Raw genomic sequence first — 16,287 nt, 5'->3', positions numbered from 1 at the left:
CGGCGGGCCTGTTCCGGGCGCCCCATGCCGCGTGGCGCCCGGGTTGATCGTCTTCGGCGAAGGGCGTCGACGCCGTTGACGAACTCGAAAGGCGGTCTGCCGAAGCGGTGTCGTCCACGCTCCGACAGACCTGGACCGCTCCGGGGCATCACTCCCATCCGGCCCTATGACCCGCCTCGACCAGTACGAGAGCGGGCCCGATCACCGGCGAGGAAAGGATCCGAAACCCGCCGGCGAACTCGGAAACTTCAGCCCTCGTACAGCGAGGGATCCTCGGCCATGGCCTTGGCCATCGCCTGCTCGCGCGTGAGGTGCGGATAAGTCCGCCGCATCACTGCCGCCGCATCGGTCAGCGCCTTGCTGATGCCCTCCGGGGCCCGCACGGAGCGGCCCTCCGCCTTCTCCAGCGCGTCGAAGTCGGCAGGGTTCGCCTCGATGTGCTTCGTCAGGGCCGCCGCGTAGGACATACCGGGGTGCGCGGCACGCACATCCTCGACGGCCGCATGGATCCTGCCGACGGTCGAGACCGTCTCGACGCTCTGGCCGGTGAACTTCGCGATGATCGCGTCGACGTTCTGCATGTCCGGGGCCTCGTCTCGCTTGAACAGCGCGACGCGCGCGCCCTTGTTGGCCGGCCTGTCGACCAGGCTGATTTCATCGAGCTCGATGCTCGACAGGTGATGGCGCTTTCGCTGCGGCTGCGGGCTCATGGTCAGTCCAAGGAGAGGGTTGCGGTCGGCTCGGTGCGGAGGTCGGCCGTCAGGCGCTCGACGGCGCGGTGAGCCGGATCCCAGTCGCCGAGGTCGTGGTGGTCGATCCGCAAGTTGGACATCTCGCCCGCCCGGAAGGCGCATTCGCCAGCGAGTGCGCGATCGGGCGCGGGCAGCGCATCCACGATCACGCCAGCCAGCTTGCGAAGCGACTTCACGCGCTCGACCGCGGCGGCGAAAGTGCGCTCGGCGATCTCTGTCTCGGCCTGTAGCTCCTCCAACAGGATCGCGTTGACCGCGGAGGCGATGGACGCCTCGACGCGCTGGCTCTCGCGCTCGGCAGCATTCATGCCGCTGGTGAACACCGTCGCCGCGCCGCGCGCCGCATCGGCCCGGGCCTTGGCTTCCGCGAGGCGATCCTCGGCCGCTCGGCGCGCCTCCAAATTGGGGCGCGGCTCCGGTCCGCGGGTCGAGAGCGCCCAGACGCGATAGGCCTCGGCCTCGCCCGCTGCCAGCGCCGAGAGCGCGGCCTTCGCAGCATCCTCTGCGGCCTCGGCCTCTCTCAGCCGCTCCCGCGCCGCGAGGATCTTGCCCGACGTCGCCTGGAGCGCGTCACGCTGCACATAGGCGTCGATGAGCGCGGCGCGGGCCGGCGAGAGGTCGGTGGGAGCGGGAACGAGGGCCAGGGCAGCGGACACAGGATCTCTCCGAGCGAGGTCGGTAGAGCCTGCGGACCGTCACAGTCCCGAAAGGCCGAAAGGCGTTGAGCCGGCCGCCAACATGACGAAATCGGCCGTTGCGTGCAAGAGGCGTCTCACGCGCCCGCGAGGCCTGTTTCGGGCTTAGAAACGGCTGAGTTCGTGGGCGACCATGTGGGTAGCGGAAGCGGCGCTGATCTAAGTGTCTGTCGCGGCTTATCTTATTGGCTCAGTCGGCGGATACCCCATCCGCCGCATCGGTTTCCGGGACCTCGAAGGTCGGCTGTGGAAGGGGCCCGTCTGGCCGAAGGTATCACCGTCACGGTGACCCCTTTCCGCCCTCGGCCTGCCGAGTTTCGGCCCAACTTGGGCTGAAATGCCGGTCTCAACCGTATTGCGCGTGCATGGCAAAGCACCGGGTGTTTTGACGCCCGAATCCACGTCTGTCACACCCTCCGTCACACCGTCACACCGTCACAGACCGTCACGTCACGTCACGTTTGTGACGGGTCTGACCGTCACGTCACGTCACACCACCCTTTAGGGTGTGACGGGTGTGACGCCTGTGACGCCTTATGCAGTCTGGGGTTAAGGCGTCCATCGGAGCGGCGGCGATGCTCTGAGGCAGAAGCGTGCGGGAGATCGCGATGGCGCATTGGTCCGACAACCTTGAAATGACGTTTACCCACCGCGGAAGTTGGAAGGGCCACATCAAGAGTCGGGGCCAAATTATCGATACCGTGCCGGTCTCATGGACCAAAGGCTGGGTCGTCGACAAAGACACGAAGTCGATTTACTTGGAGGTTTGGTTTCAGAAAGAAGACGAGCTTCTAGCAGCTATGAACGCTGCCGAGCCTTTCAAAGTCGCTGTTGGCATCGCAAATGACTACGATGCATTCCCTCACAGCTTCAGCGAGTATCGAGGATTGTTTCTTGTTCAGCCTACAGGGGAACGACTTTCAGACATCAGCATCCAGACCAAGGTCCTCGAACGCATAAAAGGCTGAGCACGCGCTGCCGACGAACCTGCGGCATGGCTGACTAGGGGACGATCCAGAGACTCCCATCGCGCTCGGCGACGGCTTCTCGGGCCATGAGGTCCAGCTTCATCCGCCGGAACTGCTCACGGTAGCCGCTGGCGTCCCGGTCGAGGATGCCGCGGCGGAACAGCTCCTCCCGCCACGCGTCAGGCGGCACGACCCGGATCTCTGCCGGAAGCGCGAGTGTGGTCGGCGCCGCGACACCCTTGGCCATGACAGCCTCGCGGAGGGCCTCCAGCGCGAGGCGGTTGCGCTCCGAGAGGCGCTTGCCCGCCTGCTTCCCGGGCCTGGACGCAACCGGGGCCTCGACCACGGCCTCGACGATGCACGACGTGATCGCGTCGCCCTCGTCATCCTCGCCGACCTCAACAGGCTCAAGGCGACTGGCGAACGTGTCGCCCTCCGGTCCATCCTTCATCAAGTCGACCGTCACCGTTACGAGGCCCTCTCCCGTCTTGCGAACGGCGAGCTGCGCGTCGATGGCACCGGCGAGCGCCGAGTGCCCTCTGGGGCGAGTGCCCTCGACCCCGCAATGGTGGATGATCACGACCAAGCACCCGAAGGCATCGCGGATCGCATCGGCCGCCTTCACGTAGGCGGTCATGGCCTCGTCGTCGCTCTCGGACCCGATGAAGCTCCGGTTCAGCGTGTCGAGGCAGACCACACCGGGCCGCTGCCCGACCGGCATCTGCATCCGGATCCCGGCGATGAGCGCGGCGTGGTCCTGCACCAGGTTGAGCGGCGACGGCATCAGGTAGAACGGCGTCGGCTCGGCTGCCTCGGCGAGATGAAGCTGGCGGAACGCCTCGACCCGGGCCTCGAAGCCCTGTTGCCCCTCCAGCGCACAGTAGACGATGCTCCCGGGGACGACGCGCCGACCGCGGTAGGTCCAGCCGAGCGCCACGTGCATCAGCAGGTCCATCACCAGGAACGACTTCCCGCATTTCGGAGGCCCCCAGAACAGGGCTAGGCCGACCAGCGGGAGCAGGCCTTTCACCCGGTAGCGGGGCGCGGTCCCGAGCTTGATCGCGTCGAACGGGACGAGGCGGAATCGGTCGGCCGAGGTCTGCGGCGAGTTCACGGAGCGCGCTCGCATCAGACCCCCGCACCGCTGCCGATGGTGGCGCCGGACTGCCGGTAGGAAATGACCGCCCGGGACCGCTCCAGCTCCTGCAGTCCTGCCTCCAGCGCGCGGAGGTAGGCGAGCGTTGTCCTGGCCGCGAGCATCAGCCCGGGATCGTATCCGACCTCTGCGTAGGTCTGGACCACGTGAGCGTGCGCCTGGATGCTGGCCGCGAGTTGCGCCACGTTCTCGCGGGCGGTGTCGAGGGTCCCGAACGGATCCTGATCGTTCAGTCGAGGCTCGGTCATCGCCGGTCCTCCAGGTTCGAGGATCGGGACCGCGGTCGCGTCGGCGCGGTGAGTTCGGCGTAGGACGCCCAGATCCTGCGCTTGTCGAGCGGCGCCATCCGGTTGAGGTCGCCCAGCGCCTCGACCAGGACGCGCGGCTCAGTCTCTGCCGCCTGCAGCAAACCCACCAGGCGGGCTCCGCGCGGCCCGGTCAGGACGTGCACCAGGGCCGCCAGCATCCGCAGCCGGGCGCGGCGCTCGCCCTGTTCCAGGCCGCAACGGAAGGGCCCCCATTGATCCGCCGTTGGTATGGTCTCGGCACTGAGGTGAGCCATGATCACCCCTTCCTCGTGACGGCGGAGGTAATCTGAGCCGCCGCCCACCGGGCGAGCAGCGCGGCCTCGGACCGGGAGGTCTCGACTTCGTCGCCGAATCGGACCGCCGAGGCCTCGAACAGCGTCCTGGCGAGGATCCGCGCCGCCTGGCGCCCGCCAGGACCCGCGTCGAGGCCGTAGCTCGGCTTCCACGAGCTGGCCCGGGCGTAGGTCACCGGCAGGCCTGCCAGCGCCACCACGCTGCAGACCGCACCGTAGGCGACGCCGCCCCGGAAGTTCTCGCGGATGCTGCCGCGGGGCTGCGGGCTGGCGCAGCCGATCACCGCCAGGGTCGGGGCGAACTCCGCGATGCGGGCCGCCAGCCGGCGGACGTCAAGGCGCCCGTCGAGTGTCGGCAGATCCTCGACCACGCACCTGTCGGGCGCGGCCGGGAAGAAGATGGCGGTCGCGCCGGCGGGGCCGGGCAGGATCGCGAAGATGCAAGGCTCGGAGGAGGCGCTCATTTGCCACCTCCCCGGAGAGCCTCAACCACGACCGACACAGCGTTCGCTGCGCGCCCCATGTTCTCCATGAAGCGGTCGAGCTGCTTCGTGTCGCGAAAATGGATGTCCTCGCCGCCATCCTCGTCGATGTCCGGCTCATCCATCCGCCAGCCTTCAACCTCGTTGCGCAGCCAGCGATCACCGCCGCGCAGGAAGGCTTCGACCTCTTCGAGGATGCCGAGCATGGTGTCGGGGGTGTCGCTCATCGCGTCGCCCTCCACGTGTCCGTGGCCGGGAACGCGAGCTCGGCGAGCACCGCAGCGGTTGCGGGCGGCAGGCCGAAGCGGTGGGCGATCCTATGGACGGTGAAGGGGCTGGGTGCTATTTCGGAGAGGTCGGCTGTCGAGGCGACATCTTCCGAGGGACGTGAGCGCCTGGCCGCGCTCCGTCCCTCAACTGTTTTCTGGGCCATCCTGCTACGCGGCCTCCTGCTCAAGCGAGGCGGCGTAGGCGCGCAAGGAATCGTCGGGGATCCGCGTCAGAGGGCCAATCTTCACCTTCTTCAGCTTGCCCTCGTTGATCAGGCGATAGCACGTGGTCATTCCGATGCCGAGCGCCTCACAGACCTCTTTGGGGCTATGAAAAAGCTTCAGCGTTGACGGACGCAGGTCTGCCTGCGCCGCCTGAAACCTCTCGGTGTTCATGGCTGCTGTCCTCTACTTTCGCCGAGCTGCCGGCGAAGACGGACGGATGTTGGCGAAGTCTGAGGACTGTCGCTAATTGTTTGTGGTCGGAGTTTTGTCGGTCTTTGTCGGTCTTTCCTGTCGGAGTTTCTCCCGCGCTGCCCGGCAGGTCGGGCGCGTCTCACGGAACTCCCCCACTAAGGCTTCGTCGGTCATGCTCTCGAAGGCTGCCCACCCATGCCGCGCGATCCACGGGCGCATCTTGCCGATTGCCCGGTCGCGCTTCACCGGCGGCTTCCCGCGCTGGCGCTGCGCATGGGGCGCAGCTGTCAGCGGAGCCTCGACAGCCCACCACGGCGGCGGCGGATAGCCGTACATCTCGGCGAACCTCAGAACGCCATCGCGATGAAGTTCGACCGCGAGGTCCGCAATCTCCTCAAGTAAATAGGTTAGGGCATCCCGCCGAGATACTCCGTTGTCAGACGAATGCTTGATAAAACCGCTCAGACCCCCGTAATCGGAGCTGATGAATTTGCCGCTCTTTGTGCTGCCGATCTGGACATACTCGGCGCTGATCTCCCCGCGCTCGGCAGCCAAGAGCAGACGCTTTGCCACATCGAGCTGATCAAGGCCGTCGACTTGCTCCGCCCAATGCACGGCTAAGTGGCGTAGACTCAGCCACTCGTCACGAGCATGAGGCTTCGGCGCAGTCAGCAAGGCGACCCCGCAAAAGCCGCCCAGGCGTCCATCAGCTCGCGCCGCTTCGCGAACAGATCGCCGCGCCGGTACGCCGCCTCGACCTTGCTCTCGATCGCGTGAGCGAGCGCCGCCTCGGTTACCTCGCGGGGGAAGTGCGTGGTCTCGGACGCCCAGTCCTTGAAGCTCGATCGAAAGCCGTGAACCGTGAGGTCGCCGCGGTCCATCCGCTTCAGCAGCTCAAGCATCGCCATATTGGACGGCGGCTTCCCGCGCCGGCCGCCGGGAAAGACATAGTCGCTGCCACGGATCGCGGACATCTCGGCCAGGATCGCCAGCGCGGGGGCGGGGAGGGGGACGCGGTGCTCGAAGCCGCCCTTCATCCGCGAGGCCGGCACGACCCAGATCCCGGCCTCCAGGTCGATCTCGTCCCAGCGGGCCCCGATCGCCTCGCCTGTCCGCGCGGCCGTCAGGATCGTGAAAGCCAGCATGCGCGCGGCCACGCCGGGCTGGCCGGCCAGGCGCTGCATGAAGGCCGGCACTTCGGTGAAGGGGAGGGCGGCATGGTGCGACACGCGCTGGATCTTTGAGCGGCGCGGAAGGAGGTTCTGCAGGTGCCCGCGCCAGCGCGCCGGGTTGTCGCCGGCTCGGAAGCCGCGTGCCTTGGCCCAGTCGAGGATCGATTCGATGCGGCCCCGCACGCGGACGGCGGTCTCCGGCTTCGTGGTCCAGATCGGCTCGACCGCCTTCATGACGAGGCCGGTGTCGATCGCCTGGACCGACAGGTCGCCGAACACGGGGTGCACGTAGGCGTCGAGCGTGGCGAGCCACTGAGCGCCGTGCTTCTCGTTCCGCCACCCGGCCTTGTGTGATTCGATGTAGGCCGCAGCGCACTGCCGGAAGGTCATGGCGCGCGCAGCATCGAGGGCGGCCGCCTGGCGTTGCTCACGGCGAGCCTCGATCGGGTCGATGCCCTCGTAGCAGAGCTTCCGGCACGTCAGAGCCTTGTCGCGCGCCTCGGCCAGGGAGAAGGTACCGGCCGAGCCGAGGCCCATCTCGCGAGACTTGCCGCGCAGGGTGAACCGGAAGATCCAGGACTTAGCGCCGTTGCCGGTGACCTGCAGCCACAAGCCGCCGCCGTCCCCATGCATGCCGGGGGTCTTCAGCTTCGCGACACCGAGGGCAGTGAGCTTTCCCTGCACAGTATACGCACCCACTCCGATACCCACACCATAGGCGTGAATTTCGGCGAAGGCCAGCGAACGCCCATGAACGGCGTCCGGCGGAAAATGCTGATTTTCTTGTGGCTTAGTGAAGGGAGGCGAAGGCCGGCGAAAGGCTATCTGGCGGAAGCGGATGGGAATCGAACCCACCGTACGCTGTTGGCGTACCACTGGTTTTGAAGACCAGGAGGGCCACCAGACCCCGTTCGCCTCCGCGTCCGGGGTTACGGGGCGCCGTCGGAAGGGTCAAGGCCCTGACTCGACCGGGACGATACGCCTCAGCGATCCCGCTCGTCCGGCGCGAGCGGGAGGCCGACCGACATCCCGGTGCGGGCCGACGTGAAGGCCGCTTCGAGGCACGCCATCACCCGGACGGCCTCCAGAGCCGCCGCATCGTCGACGGATCCGCGGGCGATCGTCTCGACCACCCCGCGGTAGAACTGCCGCTGATCCCCGGCCGCGGCCGGCGCCTGCGTCACCGCCCCGGCCCCGTCGTGGATCTCCAGCCCGTCCGGGTCCTCGCCCCATCCCGGCGCCCCCGGGGCCAGCCCGGCCAGCAGCTGCCCCTCCTGAGGGTCGGGGCGACGCTTGACCAGGCTGCCGGCCACGCCGTGGACCACGAAGCGGGGCGATCCGCCGGCGACCAGCAGGCTCGCCCGGAGCACCACCCGCAGGTTCGGATAGTCGAGGACCGCGTGGACCCAGTCGTCGGCGAGGCCGCCGGTGCGCAGGCGCGCCAGGTTGGCGGTCACCCGGTCGGGCAGGCCGAACAGCTGGAGCGCCTGGTCCACGAGATGCGGGCCGAGATCGTACCAGATCCCGCTGCCCGGGCCGCCGCCCTCCCGCCACCGGTCGCGGATCTGGGGGCGGAACCGGTCGAAATGGGATTCGAAATGCCGCACCGGGCCGATCACCCCGGCCGCGATGGCGCGGCGAACGCTCAGGAAATCGCTGTCCCAGCGGCGGTTGTGGAACACCGCGAGCAGCCGGCCCCGGCTCCGCGCCGCCGCGTGCAGGATGCGGGCCTCGGCGAGGTCGAGGGTGAACGGCTTGTCGACGACGACGTGCTTGCCCGCCGCCAGGGCGGCCCGCGCCAGGGGTGCGTGGCTGACGTTCGGGGATGCGATCACCACGAGGTCGACGGCGTCCGCCGTGGCGACCGCGACGGGGTCGCCGGCCACCGGCAGGCCGGGGAAGTCGGCCGCGACCCTGGCGGCATCGCCGGAGCCGATCAGCCGGAGGTCGAGCCCCGCCACGGAGCCGATCAGGGGCGCGTGGAAGGTCTTGCCGGAATAGCCGTAGCCGATCAGCCCGACGCGGATCACCGCGCCGCCCCGCCCCTTCGGGATGAGGCGGGATGGAACCGGATGGGAGCCGCCGGTCGGCTCACCTCAGGAACACCGCAGTCATCGCCAGACCATTCAAGCCCGTGAACGCGATCGGGATCGTCGATGCGATGATTAACACGCCGGTCGCGCCGTATTCAACGCGCGGGCAGCTACGGCCGCCGCCTCGAACGACATGAGCCCATGCCGTGTCGGAGGGTTTTCGACGGCCTTAGTCCCGGCTGTACGGTCCGATCCCGCTCGGCGCGGCCCCTGGCCCTCGGCCGCGCGACGGCATGGCGGAGGGTCGGGGCCGGCGACTGCGGCAAAATGCTGAGGCGGCCGCCGCCACCCGGCCCGAATTCGTATTAATTCCGCCACACTGTTGTGGCCCTGCACCAGTCATGCCGTTCCTGAGACGCTCACGGACAGAGGAAGGCCCGTTACCGGAGCCCGAGGGGGCCGGCGACGGGGCGGGGCCGGACGCGTCCCTGGCGGAATCCCTGCGCCCCGGGCCCCGGGGACCGGGCTGGATCGGCGCCGCCGTGGTGGTCACCGCCCTGGTCTCGGCGCTGGCGACCTTCCTGATCCTGGCCGGGGTGATCCGGGTGACGCCCACGCCCGCCTACGGCGTGTCGCTGCTGGCCATCAACGCCGCCCTGGTGCTCGGCCTGGCCGTGGTGATCGCCTGGGAGGCGCGGGTCTTCCTGCACGCCCGCAAGGCCAACGCGGCGGTCGCCCGCCTGCACACCCGCATCGTCGGCCTGTTCTCGCTGATCGCGATCCTGCCGACGATCCTGCTCGCCGTGGTGGCGTCCGTGACCATCGACCGGGGCCTGTCGCTCGGCTTCACCGACCGGGTCCGCGACGTGGTGCTGAAATCCGTGGAGGTGGCCGACGCCTACCAGGAGAACCAGTGCCAGAGTCTCGCCCGCGAGATCCGGATCCTCGCCGACGACCTCACCCGGGCCCGGCCGAACTTCGACGTCAACCGCGACTGGTTCCAGACCTTCCTGACCACCCGCGCCTCCAATCTCGGCCTCCCGGTCGCCCAGATCATGCGCGGCCCCACCGAGGTGGTGGCCCGGGCCAAGATCGACATCCTGAAGACCAACCGCCTGCCCTCGGCGGCGGCCTTCGAGGACGCGGCGAGCTCGGCCGACCCGATCTGCCTGCTGCCCACCGAGGGGCGGGTCTTCGCCGCGCTCCTGCGCATGCCGGCCTACGACGACGCCGTGCTGATGGTGCAGCGGGAGGTGAGCCAGCTCGCCATCGAGTTCCCGGGCGTGTCCCGGGCGGCGGCGGCCGAGTACCTCACCTACGATTCGCTGCGCCGCTCGATTCAGATCACCTTCGCGTCGGTGTTCCTGCTGATCGCCCTGATCGCGCTGCTGTCGGCGGTGTGGTTCGGGATGAACTTCGCCAACCGGTTCGTGGCGCCGATCCGCCGGCTGATCAACGCCGCCGATCAGGTCGCGGCCGGCAATTTCTACGCCCAGGTGCCGACCAAGAAGACCAGCGGCGACCTCGCCCATCTCGGCGAGGCGTTCAACAAGATGACCCAGGAGCTGCGCCGCCAGAATACCGGGCTGATCGCCGCCAACGACCTGATCGACACCCGCCGCCGCTTCACGGAAGCCGTGCTGTCGGGGGTGTCGCCCGGGGTGATCGGCCTCGACGCGGCGGGCTTCGTGACCATCGCCAACCCGGCGGCCGAGCGGATGCTCGACCTCCCCAGCGACGCGCTGGTCGGCCAGTCGCTCGGGCGCGCGGTGCCCGAACTCGCCCCGGTCCTCGCCGAGAGCGAGGCCCGCCCGCGCAGCCTGCAGCAGCAGCAGATCCAGCTCGCCCGGTCCCGGGGCGAGCGCACCATCACGGTGCGGGTGACGAGCGAGCAGGCGCAGGGGGCCTCCCGCGGCTCGGTGGTGACGCTCGACGACATCACCGACCTCGTCCAGGCGCAGCGGAGTTCCGCCTGGGGGGACGTGGCCCGCCGCATCGCCCACGAGATCAAGAACCCCCTGACCCCGATCCAGCTCTCGGCCGAGCGGATCCGGCGCAAGTACGGCAAGGTGATCACCACCGACAAGGAGGTGTTCGACCAGTGCACCGCCACGATCGTGCGCCAGGTGGACGAGATCAAGCGCATGGTCGACGAGTTCTCGGCCTTCGCGCGGATGCCCAAGCCGGCGATCGCGCCCAACGACCTCACCGAGATCGCCAAGCAGAACCTGTTCATGATGCGCGTGGCGCATCCCGACATCGACTTCGCGTTCTCGGCCCAAGGAGGCGCGGGCAGCGCGGAGAAGATCGTGGCGGCCTTCGACATCCGGCTGCTCAGCCAGGTGATCACCAACATCCTCAAGAACGCCGTCGAGGCGGTGGCGGAGGTGCCGGAGGCCGAACTCGGCAAGGGCAAGATCGGCTTGAGCCTCGCCGTCGAGGACGGGTTCGCGGTGATCGCCGTCACCGACAACGGCAAGGGTTTCCCCGCCGAGGGGCGCCAGCGGCTGCTCGAGCCCTACATGACCACCCGCGAGGGCGGCACCGGGTTGGGGCTTGCCATCGTCAGCAAGGTGCTTGAGGAGCACGGCGGCGGGATCGAGCTGAACGACAATCCCGCCGGCCGTGGCGGCCAGGTGCGGATGCGGGTCCCGCGGGAGCACGGGCCCGAGCCGGCGGCGGCTGCCCCTGAGACCCGTCCCGTCACGACAGAGGAGAAGGGCGCCGCACCGACGGCCCCCCGGATCGCGGAGATGCACGCATGAGCGCCGATATCCTGATCGTCGACGACGAGGCCGACATCCGCGACCTCGTGGCCGGGATCCTGGACGACGAGGGCCACCGCTGCCGCACGGCCGGCGGATCCGACGAGGCGCTCGCCGCCATCGAGGCGCGCCGGCCGCACCTCGTCTTCCTCGACATCTGGCTGCAGGGCTCGAGGCTCGACGGCCTGCAGGTGCTCGACCTGATCAAGGCGGCCAATCCCGACCTGCCGGTGGTGATGATCTCGGGCCACGGCAACATCGAGACCGCGGTCTCGGCCATCAAGGCGGGGGCCTACGACTTCATCGAGAAGCCGTTCAAGGCCGACCGGCTGATCCTGGTGGCCGAGCGGGCGCTGGAGGCCTCCCGCCTCCGGCGCGAGGTCCGCGACCTGACGGCGCGCTCCGGCAACGCCAACCGCATCGTCGGCGCGTCGCTGGCGATCAACCAGCTCCGCCAGACCCTCGACCGGGTGGCGCCGACCAACGCCCGGGTGATGATCACCGGGGCGCTGGGCTCCGGCAAGGAACTCGCCGCCCGCAGCCTGCACAAGGCCTCGGCCCGGTCGAACGGCCCGTTCGTGCTCCTCAACGCGGCCGCGATCCTGCCCGAGACCATGGAGGCGGAGCTGTTCGGGGTCGAGGGCGAGAGCGGCCGCCGCGTCGGCGCCCTGGAGGAGGCCCATGGCGGCACCCTCTACCTCGACGAGGTCGCCGACATGCCCCGCGAGACCCAGAACCGGATCCTGCGCGTCCTCGTCGACCAGAATTTTCAAAGGGTCGGCGGCACCACCCGGGTGCATGTCGACGTGCGGATCATCTCGTCCTCCTCCCGGGATCTTCAGGACGAAATCGCCGCCGGCCGGTTCCGCGAGGACCTGTTCCACCGCCTCTCGGTGGTGCCGATCCGGGTGCCGGCCCTGTCCGAGCGCCGCGAGGACGTGCCCGAGCTGATCCAGTTCTTCATGGACAACATCTCGTCCCAGACCGGCCTGCCCAAGCGCCGGATCGCCGAGGACGCCATGGCGGTGCTGCAGTCGCACAACTGGCCGGGCAACGTCCGCCAGCTCAAGAACAACGTCGAGCGGCTGATGATCCTGACCCAGGCCGACCCGGAGCAGGAGGTCACCTCCGAGATGCTGCCCTCCGAGATCGGCGCCCTGGTGCCGACCACCCCGGGGGGCGCGGGCGGCGAGAAGCTGATGAGCCTGGCGCTGCGCGAGGCGCGGGAGATCTTCGAGCGCGAGTACCTCGTGGCGCAGATCGCGCGGTTCTCGGGCAACATCTCGCGCACCGCGGAGTTCATCGGAATGGAGCGCTCGGCGCTGCACCGCAAGTTGAAGTCCCTGGGCATCGGGCCGTGAGCGCGGGGGCCACAGGGACGCGTTGAGGGCGGTGCCGATCCGTCATGGATCGCCTGGGTACAGGGGTTGCTTGCACCCACGCTTTCACGCCGTCATGTTGTATACACGGCGGCGGACGGGGTGATCGGACGATCCGGCCCGCGGCATACCCATCCCGGACGGAGCGAGCCGGGACAACAAGAAGGCCAAGAAGATGGCGGGCGAACGCGCACAGAACCTTCAGGACACGTTTCTCAACCATGTCCGCAAGAACAAGATCCCGCTGACGATCTTTCTGGTCAACGGCGTCAAACTCCAGGGCGTGGTGACCTGGTTCGACAACTTCTGCGTGCTGCTGCGCCGGGACGGGCATTCGCAGCTGGTCTACAAGCACGCGATCTCGACGATCATGCCGGGCCATCCGGTGCAGCTGTTCGAGCCGGACGAGACCGCCGAGAAGGCGTGAAAAGGCGCGAATCCTTCGGTCCGGGCAGGGGACCGGATTCACTTATCGCCGGCGGCGATGCGGCCTGAGAACGGCGCGGCGGTTCCCGCTCCGGTTCGGGGGAGGGGACCTGTCGCGCTCCGCCGCCGGCGTCGGTCTCCGGCCCGGAGGTGCGACGATCGTAGCCCCTGCGGGGGCGTGCACGGGGGGATCGGCATTCGCCCGATCCCCCGCCGTGCGGGGCGCGGCTGAACGGCCCCGCGCCGATTTCTGCCCACGCCCCGGCGCCGAGCCTTGGCTCGGGTTCGCCGACGCCCCATCTCACGCAGTCCGACTTCTCGAACGAAGCCGCCGGCCCCCCGTCGGCGCCGAAGGCCGTATGACCGAAACGCTGACGTCCGGCGAAGCCCGCCTCCAGGCGCAGGCCGCCCCCGAGGGCGAGATCGCCGCGGCGACCCATACGCTGGTGATCGGTCCCTATCTGGCCCGCGGCGCGTACGGGGTCGGGCAGGGGCCGGCCGTGCCCACGCGCTCCGTCGAGGCGCGCCTCGACGAGGCGACCGGGCTCGCCGCCGCGATCGAGCTCGACGTGATCGAGAGCCTCGCCGTCAGCCTGCCGCGGATCCGGCCCTCGACCTATCTCGGCAAGGGCCGGGTCGAGGAGATCGCCGGCCTGATCCGCGCCCGGGAGATCGGCCTCGTGGTGATGGATTGCGCCCTCTCGCCGGTGCAGCAGCGCAACCTGGAGAAGGCTTGGGGTGCCAAGGTCATCGACCGCACCGGGCTGATCCTGGAGATCTTCGGCCGCCGCGCCTCGACCCGGGAGGGCACGCTCCAGGTCGAGCACGCGCACCTCGCCTACCAGAAGTCCCGCCTCGTCCGCTCCTGGACCCACCTGGAGCGGCAACGCGGCGGCTTCGGCTTCCTTGGCGGCCCCGGCGAGACCCAGATCGAGGCCGACCGGCGCATGATCCAGGAGCGCATGACCCGGATCGAGCGCGACCTCGACGCGGTGGTGCGCACCCGCGGCCTGCACCGGCAGAGCCGGGCGCGGGTGCCGTACCCGATCGTTGCGCTCGTGGGCTACACGAATGCCGGCAAGTCGAGCCTGTTCAACGCCCTGACCCGGGCCGAGGTCACCGCCAAGGACATGCTGTTCGCCACCCTCGACCCCACCGCCCGGGCGACCAAGCTGCCCCACGGCGAGACCGTGATCCTGTCCGACACGGTGGGCTTCATCTCCGACCTGCCGACGCCGCTGATCGCGGCGTTCCGGGCGACCCTGGAGGACGCCATCGAGGCCGACGTGCTGCTGCACGTGCGCGACGTGAGCCACGTCGATTCCGAGGCCCAGGCCGAGGATGTCGGCGAGGTCCTGCGCGAGCTCGGCATCGAGACCAGTGCCGAGCGGATCATCGAGGTCTGGAACAAGGCCGACCTCCTCGACGACGACGAGCGCACCCGGCTCCTGAATCTCAGCGGCCAGGCCAAGGCCCGCAACGACCGCGACAGCGCCGCGCCGGTCCTGGTCTCGGCGCTGACCGGCGAGGGGCTCGCCGCCCTGGCCGCCCGGATCGAGGCGCGGATCGGGCGCCACCGGTCGAGCTTCGCGGTGGTCCTGCCGCCGGAGGACGGGGCGGCGCTCAACTGGCTCTACGAGAACGCCGAGATGCTGGACCGCCGCGCCGAGGCCGACGGCACGCTGCACCTCGCGGTCCGGATCGCCCCCGAGAAGGAGCCGCGCTTCCTCAACCGCTTCGCGGCGGCCCGGCGGCTCGACCGGGGCGGCTGATGGTTCCGGGCGGCGTCGGCAGCCCGCGGCTTCCCGGGCTGGCGCGGGCGCCGGCCGAGAGCCGGACGGAGGCGACCCAGGACGACGCCGCGATCCTGCGCGCCATGCAGGCGGGGGGCGGCCTGCGCCTGCTCGGCCTGCGCATCGTCATCGTGCTGGTGCTGCTGATGGCGGCCCAGGCCTATGACGGCTCGCTGCACGCGCTGAGCCACTGGATCATCCTCGGCCTCTACGGCCTCGGCACGGTCTGGTTCGGGCTCCGGGAGCGGAGCGGCGGCCCGGGGGCGAACGCCTATAGCTGGGCCGGCACCCTGCTCAATGCCGGGCTCGCCGTCTACGTGATCATCGAGCACATGATGGCCGGTGGCGGCGCAGGGCTCGGCGCCGACGCGGTGAGCCGCCTGCCCGCCTTCCTGCTCCTGCTCCAGACCGGCCTGAGCATGCGGGTGGCGCAGACCCAGCTGTTCTGCGGACTGGTGACCGCCTGCTGGGGCGCGGCCTTCCTCCTCGGCCTGCGCGACCCGGAGCTGTTCCCGGGCCCGGACACCTTCCCGACCGCGCAGGTGACCGGGCTCGCCACCTTCGTGGCGGCGGGTCTCCTGGTGGTCGACGGCACGACCCGCCTGCGCGCCGCGGTGGCCCGGGCCCTGCGGATGGAGCACGAGCGGACCCAGCTCGCGCGCTTCGTGCCGGACGCGGTCGCCCTCGACCTCGCCGCCGAGGACGGGGAATCCGGCCTGGGCGTGCACCGGCGCCACGCCTGCCTGATGGTCCTCGACATCCGCGGCTTCTCCCGGCTGAGCCGCGAGCATCCTCCCCAGGCGATGGTGGCGGCGCTCCTCGCCGTCCGGGCGGCCGCGCAGGCCGCGGTGGCCGAGCAGGGCGGCCTCGTGGACAAGTATGTCGGCGACGCCGTGCTGGTGCAGTTCGTGGTCGGCCGCCCCGACGCGCAGGCCCGGGCGGCCCTGGCCTGCGCCCTGTCGATCCGGCGCCGGATCGCCGCCCTCAACGAGGCCCGGGCGGCGGAGGGGCAGTTCACCCTGCGGGTCGTGGTCGCCCTGCACGCGGGCGACCTCCTGGTCGGGGTGTTCGACGACGGGGTCCGGGCCGAGTACACGGTGCTAGGCCCGGCCATGAACGCCCTGTCGCGGATCGAGGCCCAGGCCAAGGCGGCGGAGATCGAGGTCGCGGCCTCGGGGGATTTCCTGGATCTGCTCCCGGGGGGCCTGCCGGCCGGCACAAGGGCCGTCCCGGTGCCGCGGGCGACCCTGCCCGAGCCGCTGACCCTGTTCGCCGTCGCGGCGGATCCGGGGGCCTGATCCGGCCCTTCGTCCGGACCGGGCCGCGCACCCCGGGGCTCCGGCCCTGCCGCGGGATGTCGCGCCGCGTTTCCGGGCCCC

At 69.8% G+C, this 16,287-nt stretch carries 17 protein-coding genes and 1 tRNA gene; 6 read left to right on the top strand and 12 right to left on the bottom strand.

The window, feature by feature from the left end; translation table 11 throughout:
- Positions 1-248 precede the first annotated feature (248 nt).
- The gene (locus tag MKL01_RS02225) at positions 249-710 is read right to left on the bottom strand and encodes a hypothetical protein (RefSeq protein ID WP_243903602.1); all 462 of its coding nucleotides are present in this window, start codon (positions 708-710) and stop codon (positions 249-251) included.
- A gap of 2 nt (positions 711-712) precedes the next feature.
- Positions 713-1,408 (bottom strand): hypothetical protein, encoded by a 696-nt coding sequence (locus MKL01_RS02220; protein WP_243903601.1) that lies wholly within the window; start codon positions 1,406-1,408, stop codon positions 713-715.
- Positions 1,409-2,040: 632 nt separating this feature from the next.
- On the opposite strand from MKL01_RS02220, the gene MKL01_RS02215 reads away from it, so the two are divergent.
- The gene (locus MKL01_RS02215) at positions 2,041-2,415 is read left to right on the top strand and encodes a hypothetical protein (protein ID WP_243903600.1); all 375 of its coding nucleotides are present in this window, start codon (positions 2,041-2,043) and stop codon (positions 2,413-2,415) included.
- Positions 2,416-2,449: 34 nt separating this feature from the next.
- Here MKL01_RS02215 and MKL01_RS02210 read toward each other — a convergent pair whose 3' ends face one another.
- From MKL01_RS02210 to MKL01_RS02165, 10 genes are all read right to left on the bottom strand, one after another.
- A complete protein-coding gene (locus tag MKL01_RS02210; RefSeq protein WP_243903599.1) occupies positions 2,450-3,529 on the bottom strand; it encodes an AAA family ATPase in 1,080 nt (359 codons plus the stop codon).
- A gap of 14 nt (positions 3,530-3,543) precedes the next feature.
- Positions 3,544-3,819 (bottom strand): hypothetical protein, encoded by a 276-nt coding sequence (locus tag MKL01_RS02205; RefSeq protein ID WP_243903598.1) that lies wholly within the window; start codon positions 3,817-3,819, stop codon positions 3,544-3,546.
- A complete protein-coding gene (locus tag MKL01_RS02200; protein WP_243903597.1) occupies positions 3,816-4,133 on the bottom strand; it encodes a hypothetical protein in 318 nt (105 codons plus the stop codon). Before MKL01_RS02200 ends, MKL01_RS02205 begins: the two co-directional genes overlap by 4 nt.
- Positions 4,134-4,135: 2 nt before the next feature.
- Positions 4,136-4,636, bottom strand: coding sequence for a hypothetical protein (locus MKL01_RS02195; protein WP_243903596.1), 501 nt, complete (start codon positions 4,634-4,636; stop codon positions 4,136-4,138).
- A complete protein-coding gene (locus MKL01_RS02190) occupies positions 4,633-4,881 on the bottom strand; it encodes a hypothetical protein (RefSeq protein WP_243903595.1) in 249 nt (82 codons plus the stop codon). Before MKL01_RS02190 ends, MKL01_RS02195 begins: the two co-directional genes overlap by 4 nt.
- Positions 4,882-5,091: 210 nt before the next feature.
- Complete coding sequence (locus tag MKL01_RS02185) at positions 5,092-5,319, bottom strand: helix-turn-helix domain-containing protein (RefSeq protein WP_243903594.1); 228 nt, start codon at positions 5,317-5,319, stop codon at positions 5,092-5,094.
- A 72-nt stretch (positions 5,320-5,391) separates the two neighbouring features.
- On the bottom strand, positions 5,392-5,955 hold the full coding sequence (locus MKL01_RS02180; RefSeq protein ID WP_243903593.1) for a hypothetical protein: 564 nt from the start codon (positions 5,953-5,955) through the stop codon (positions 5,392-5,394).
- 53 nt (positions 5,956-6,008) lie between these two features.
- Entirely contained in the window at positions 6,009-7,196 is a 1,188-nt protein-coding gene (locus MKL01_RS02175) for a tyrosine-type recombinase/integrase (RefSeq protein ID WP_409566188.1), read from the bottom strand.
- A 142-nt stretch (positions 7,197-7,338) separates the two neighbouring features.
- Positions 7,339-7,431 (bottom strand) — tRNA-Sec (locus tag MKL01_RS02170).
- A 64-nt stretch (positions 7,432-7,495) separates the two neighbouring features.
- On the bottom strand, positions 7,496-8,542 hold the full coding sequence (locus MKL01_RS02165) for an oxidoreductase (RefSeq protein WP_243903592.1): 1,047 nt from the start codon (positions 8,540-8,542) through the stop codon (positions 7,496-7,498).
- A gap of 404 nt (positions 8,543-8,946) precedes the next feature.
- Here MKL01_RS02165 and MKL01_RS02160 point away from each other — a divergent pair, with 404 nt between their 5' ends.
- The 5 genes from MKL01_RS02160 (at position 8,947) to MKL01_RS02140 (ending at position 16,206) form a co-directional block, all read left to right on the top strand.
- The gene (locus MKL01_RS02160; RefSeq protein WP_243903591.1) at positions 8,947-11,310 is read left to right on the top strand and encodes a sensor histidine kinase NtrY-like; all 2,364 of its coding nucleotides are present in this window, start codon (positions 8,947-8,949) and stop codon (positions 11,308-11,310) included.
- Entirely contained in the window at positions 11,307-12,671 is a 1,365-nt protein-coding gene (locus tag MKL01_RS02155; RefSeq protein ID WP_243903590.1) for a sigma-54-dependent transcriptional regulator, read from the top strand. Before MKL01_RS02160 ends, MKL01_RS02155 begins: the two co-directional genes overlap by 4 nt.
- 193 nt (positions 12,672-12,864) lie before the next feature.
- Positions 12,865-13,116 carry an RNA chaperone Hfq gene (gene hfq / locus MKL01_RS02150; protein ID WP_007563033.1) on the top strand — a complete coding sequence of 84 codons (252 nt, stop codon included), beginning with the start codon at positions 12,865-12,867 and terminating at the stop codon, positions 13,114-13,116.
- Between the two features lie 358 nt (positions 13,117-13,474).
- Entirely contained in the window at positions 13,475-14,887 is a 1,413-nt protein-coding gene (gene hflX / locus MKL01_RS02145) for a GTPase HflX (RefSeq protein WP_243903589.1), read from the top strand.
- The gene (locus MKL01_RS02140; RefSeq protein WP_243903588.1) at positions 14,887-16,206 is read left to right on the top strand and encodes an adenylate/guanylate cyclase domain-containing protein; all 1,320 of its coding nucleotides are present in this window, start codon (positions 14,887-14,889) and stop codon (positions 16,204-16,206) included. The genes hflX and MKL01_RS02140 overlap by 1 nt, the downstream gene beginning before the upstream one ends.
- The last annotated feature ends 81 nt before the right edge of the window (positions 16,207-16,287 follow it).

The organism is Methylobacterium sp. J-070, assembly GCF_022829385.1.
In the GTDB taxonomy this organism is placed as follows: domain Bacteria; phylum Pseudomonadota; class Alphaproteobacteria; order Rhizobiales; family Beijerinckiaceae; genus Methylobacterium.
This window is presented reverse-complemented; position numbering and strand designations above follow the sequence as displayed.

Excerpts from the sequence above, each read along its gene's own strand:
- MKL01_RS02200 (WP_243903597.1), bottom strand. The coding sequence starts at position 4,133 with ATGGCTCACCTCAGTGCCGAGACCATACCAACGGCGGATCAATGGGGG.
- MKL01_RS02160 (WP_243903591.1), top strand. The coding sequence starts at position 8,947 with ATGCCGTTCCTGAGACGCTCACGGACAGAGGAAGGCCCGTTACCGGAG.
- MKL01_RS02190 (WP_243903595.1), bottom strand. The coding sequence starts at position 4,881 with ATGAGCGACACCCCCGACACCATGCTCGGCATCCTCGAAGAGGTCGAA.
- MKL01_RS02185 (WP_243903594.1), bottom strand. The coding sequence starts at position 5,319 with ATGAACACCGAGAGGTTTCAGGCGGCGCAGGCAGACCTGCGTCCGTCA.
- MKL01_RS02225 (WP_243903602.1), bottom strand. The coding sequence starts at position 710 with ATGAGCCCGCAGCCGCAGCGAAAGCGCCATCACCTGTCGAGCATCGAG.
- MKL01_RS02205 (WP_243903598.1), bottom strand. The coding sequence starts at position 3,819 with ATGACCGAGCCTCGACTGAACGATCAGGATCCGTTCGGGACCCTCGAC.
- MKL01_RS02195 (WP_243903596.1), bottom strand. The coding sequence starts at position 4,636 with ATGAGCGCCTCCTCCGAGCCTTGCATCTTCGCGATCCTGCCCGGCCCC.
- MKL01_RS02140 (WP_243903588.1), top strand. The coding sequence starts at position 14,887 with ATGGTTCCGGGCGGCGTCGGCAGCCCGCGGCTTCCCGGGCTGGCGCGG.
- hflX (WP_243903589.1), top strand. The coding sequence starts at position 13,475 with ATGACCGAAACGCTGACGTCCGGCGAAGCCCGCCTCCAGGCGCAGGCC.
- hfq (WP_007563033.1), top strand. The coding sequence starts at position 12,865 with ATGGCGGGCGAACGCGCACAGAACCTTCAGGACACGTTTCTCAACCAT.
- MKL01_RS02155 (WP_243903590.1), top strand. The coding sequence starts at position 11,307 with ATGAGCGCCGATATCCTGATCGTCGACGACGAGGCCGACATCCGCGAC.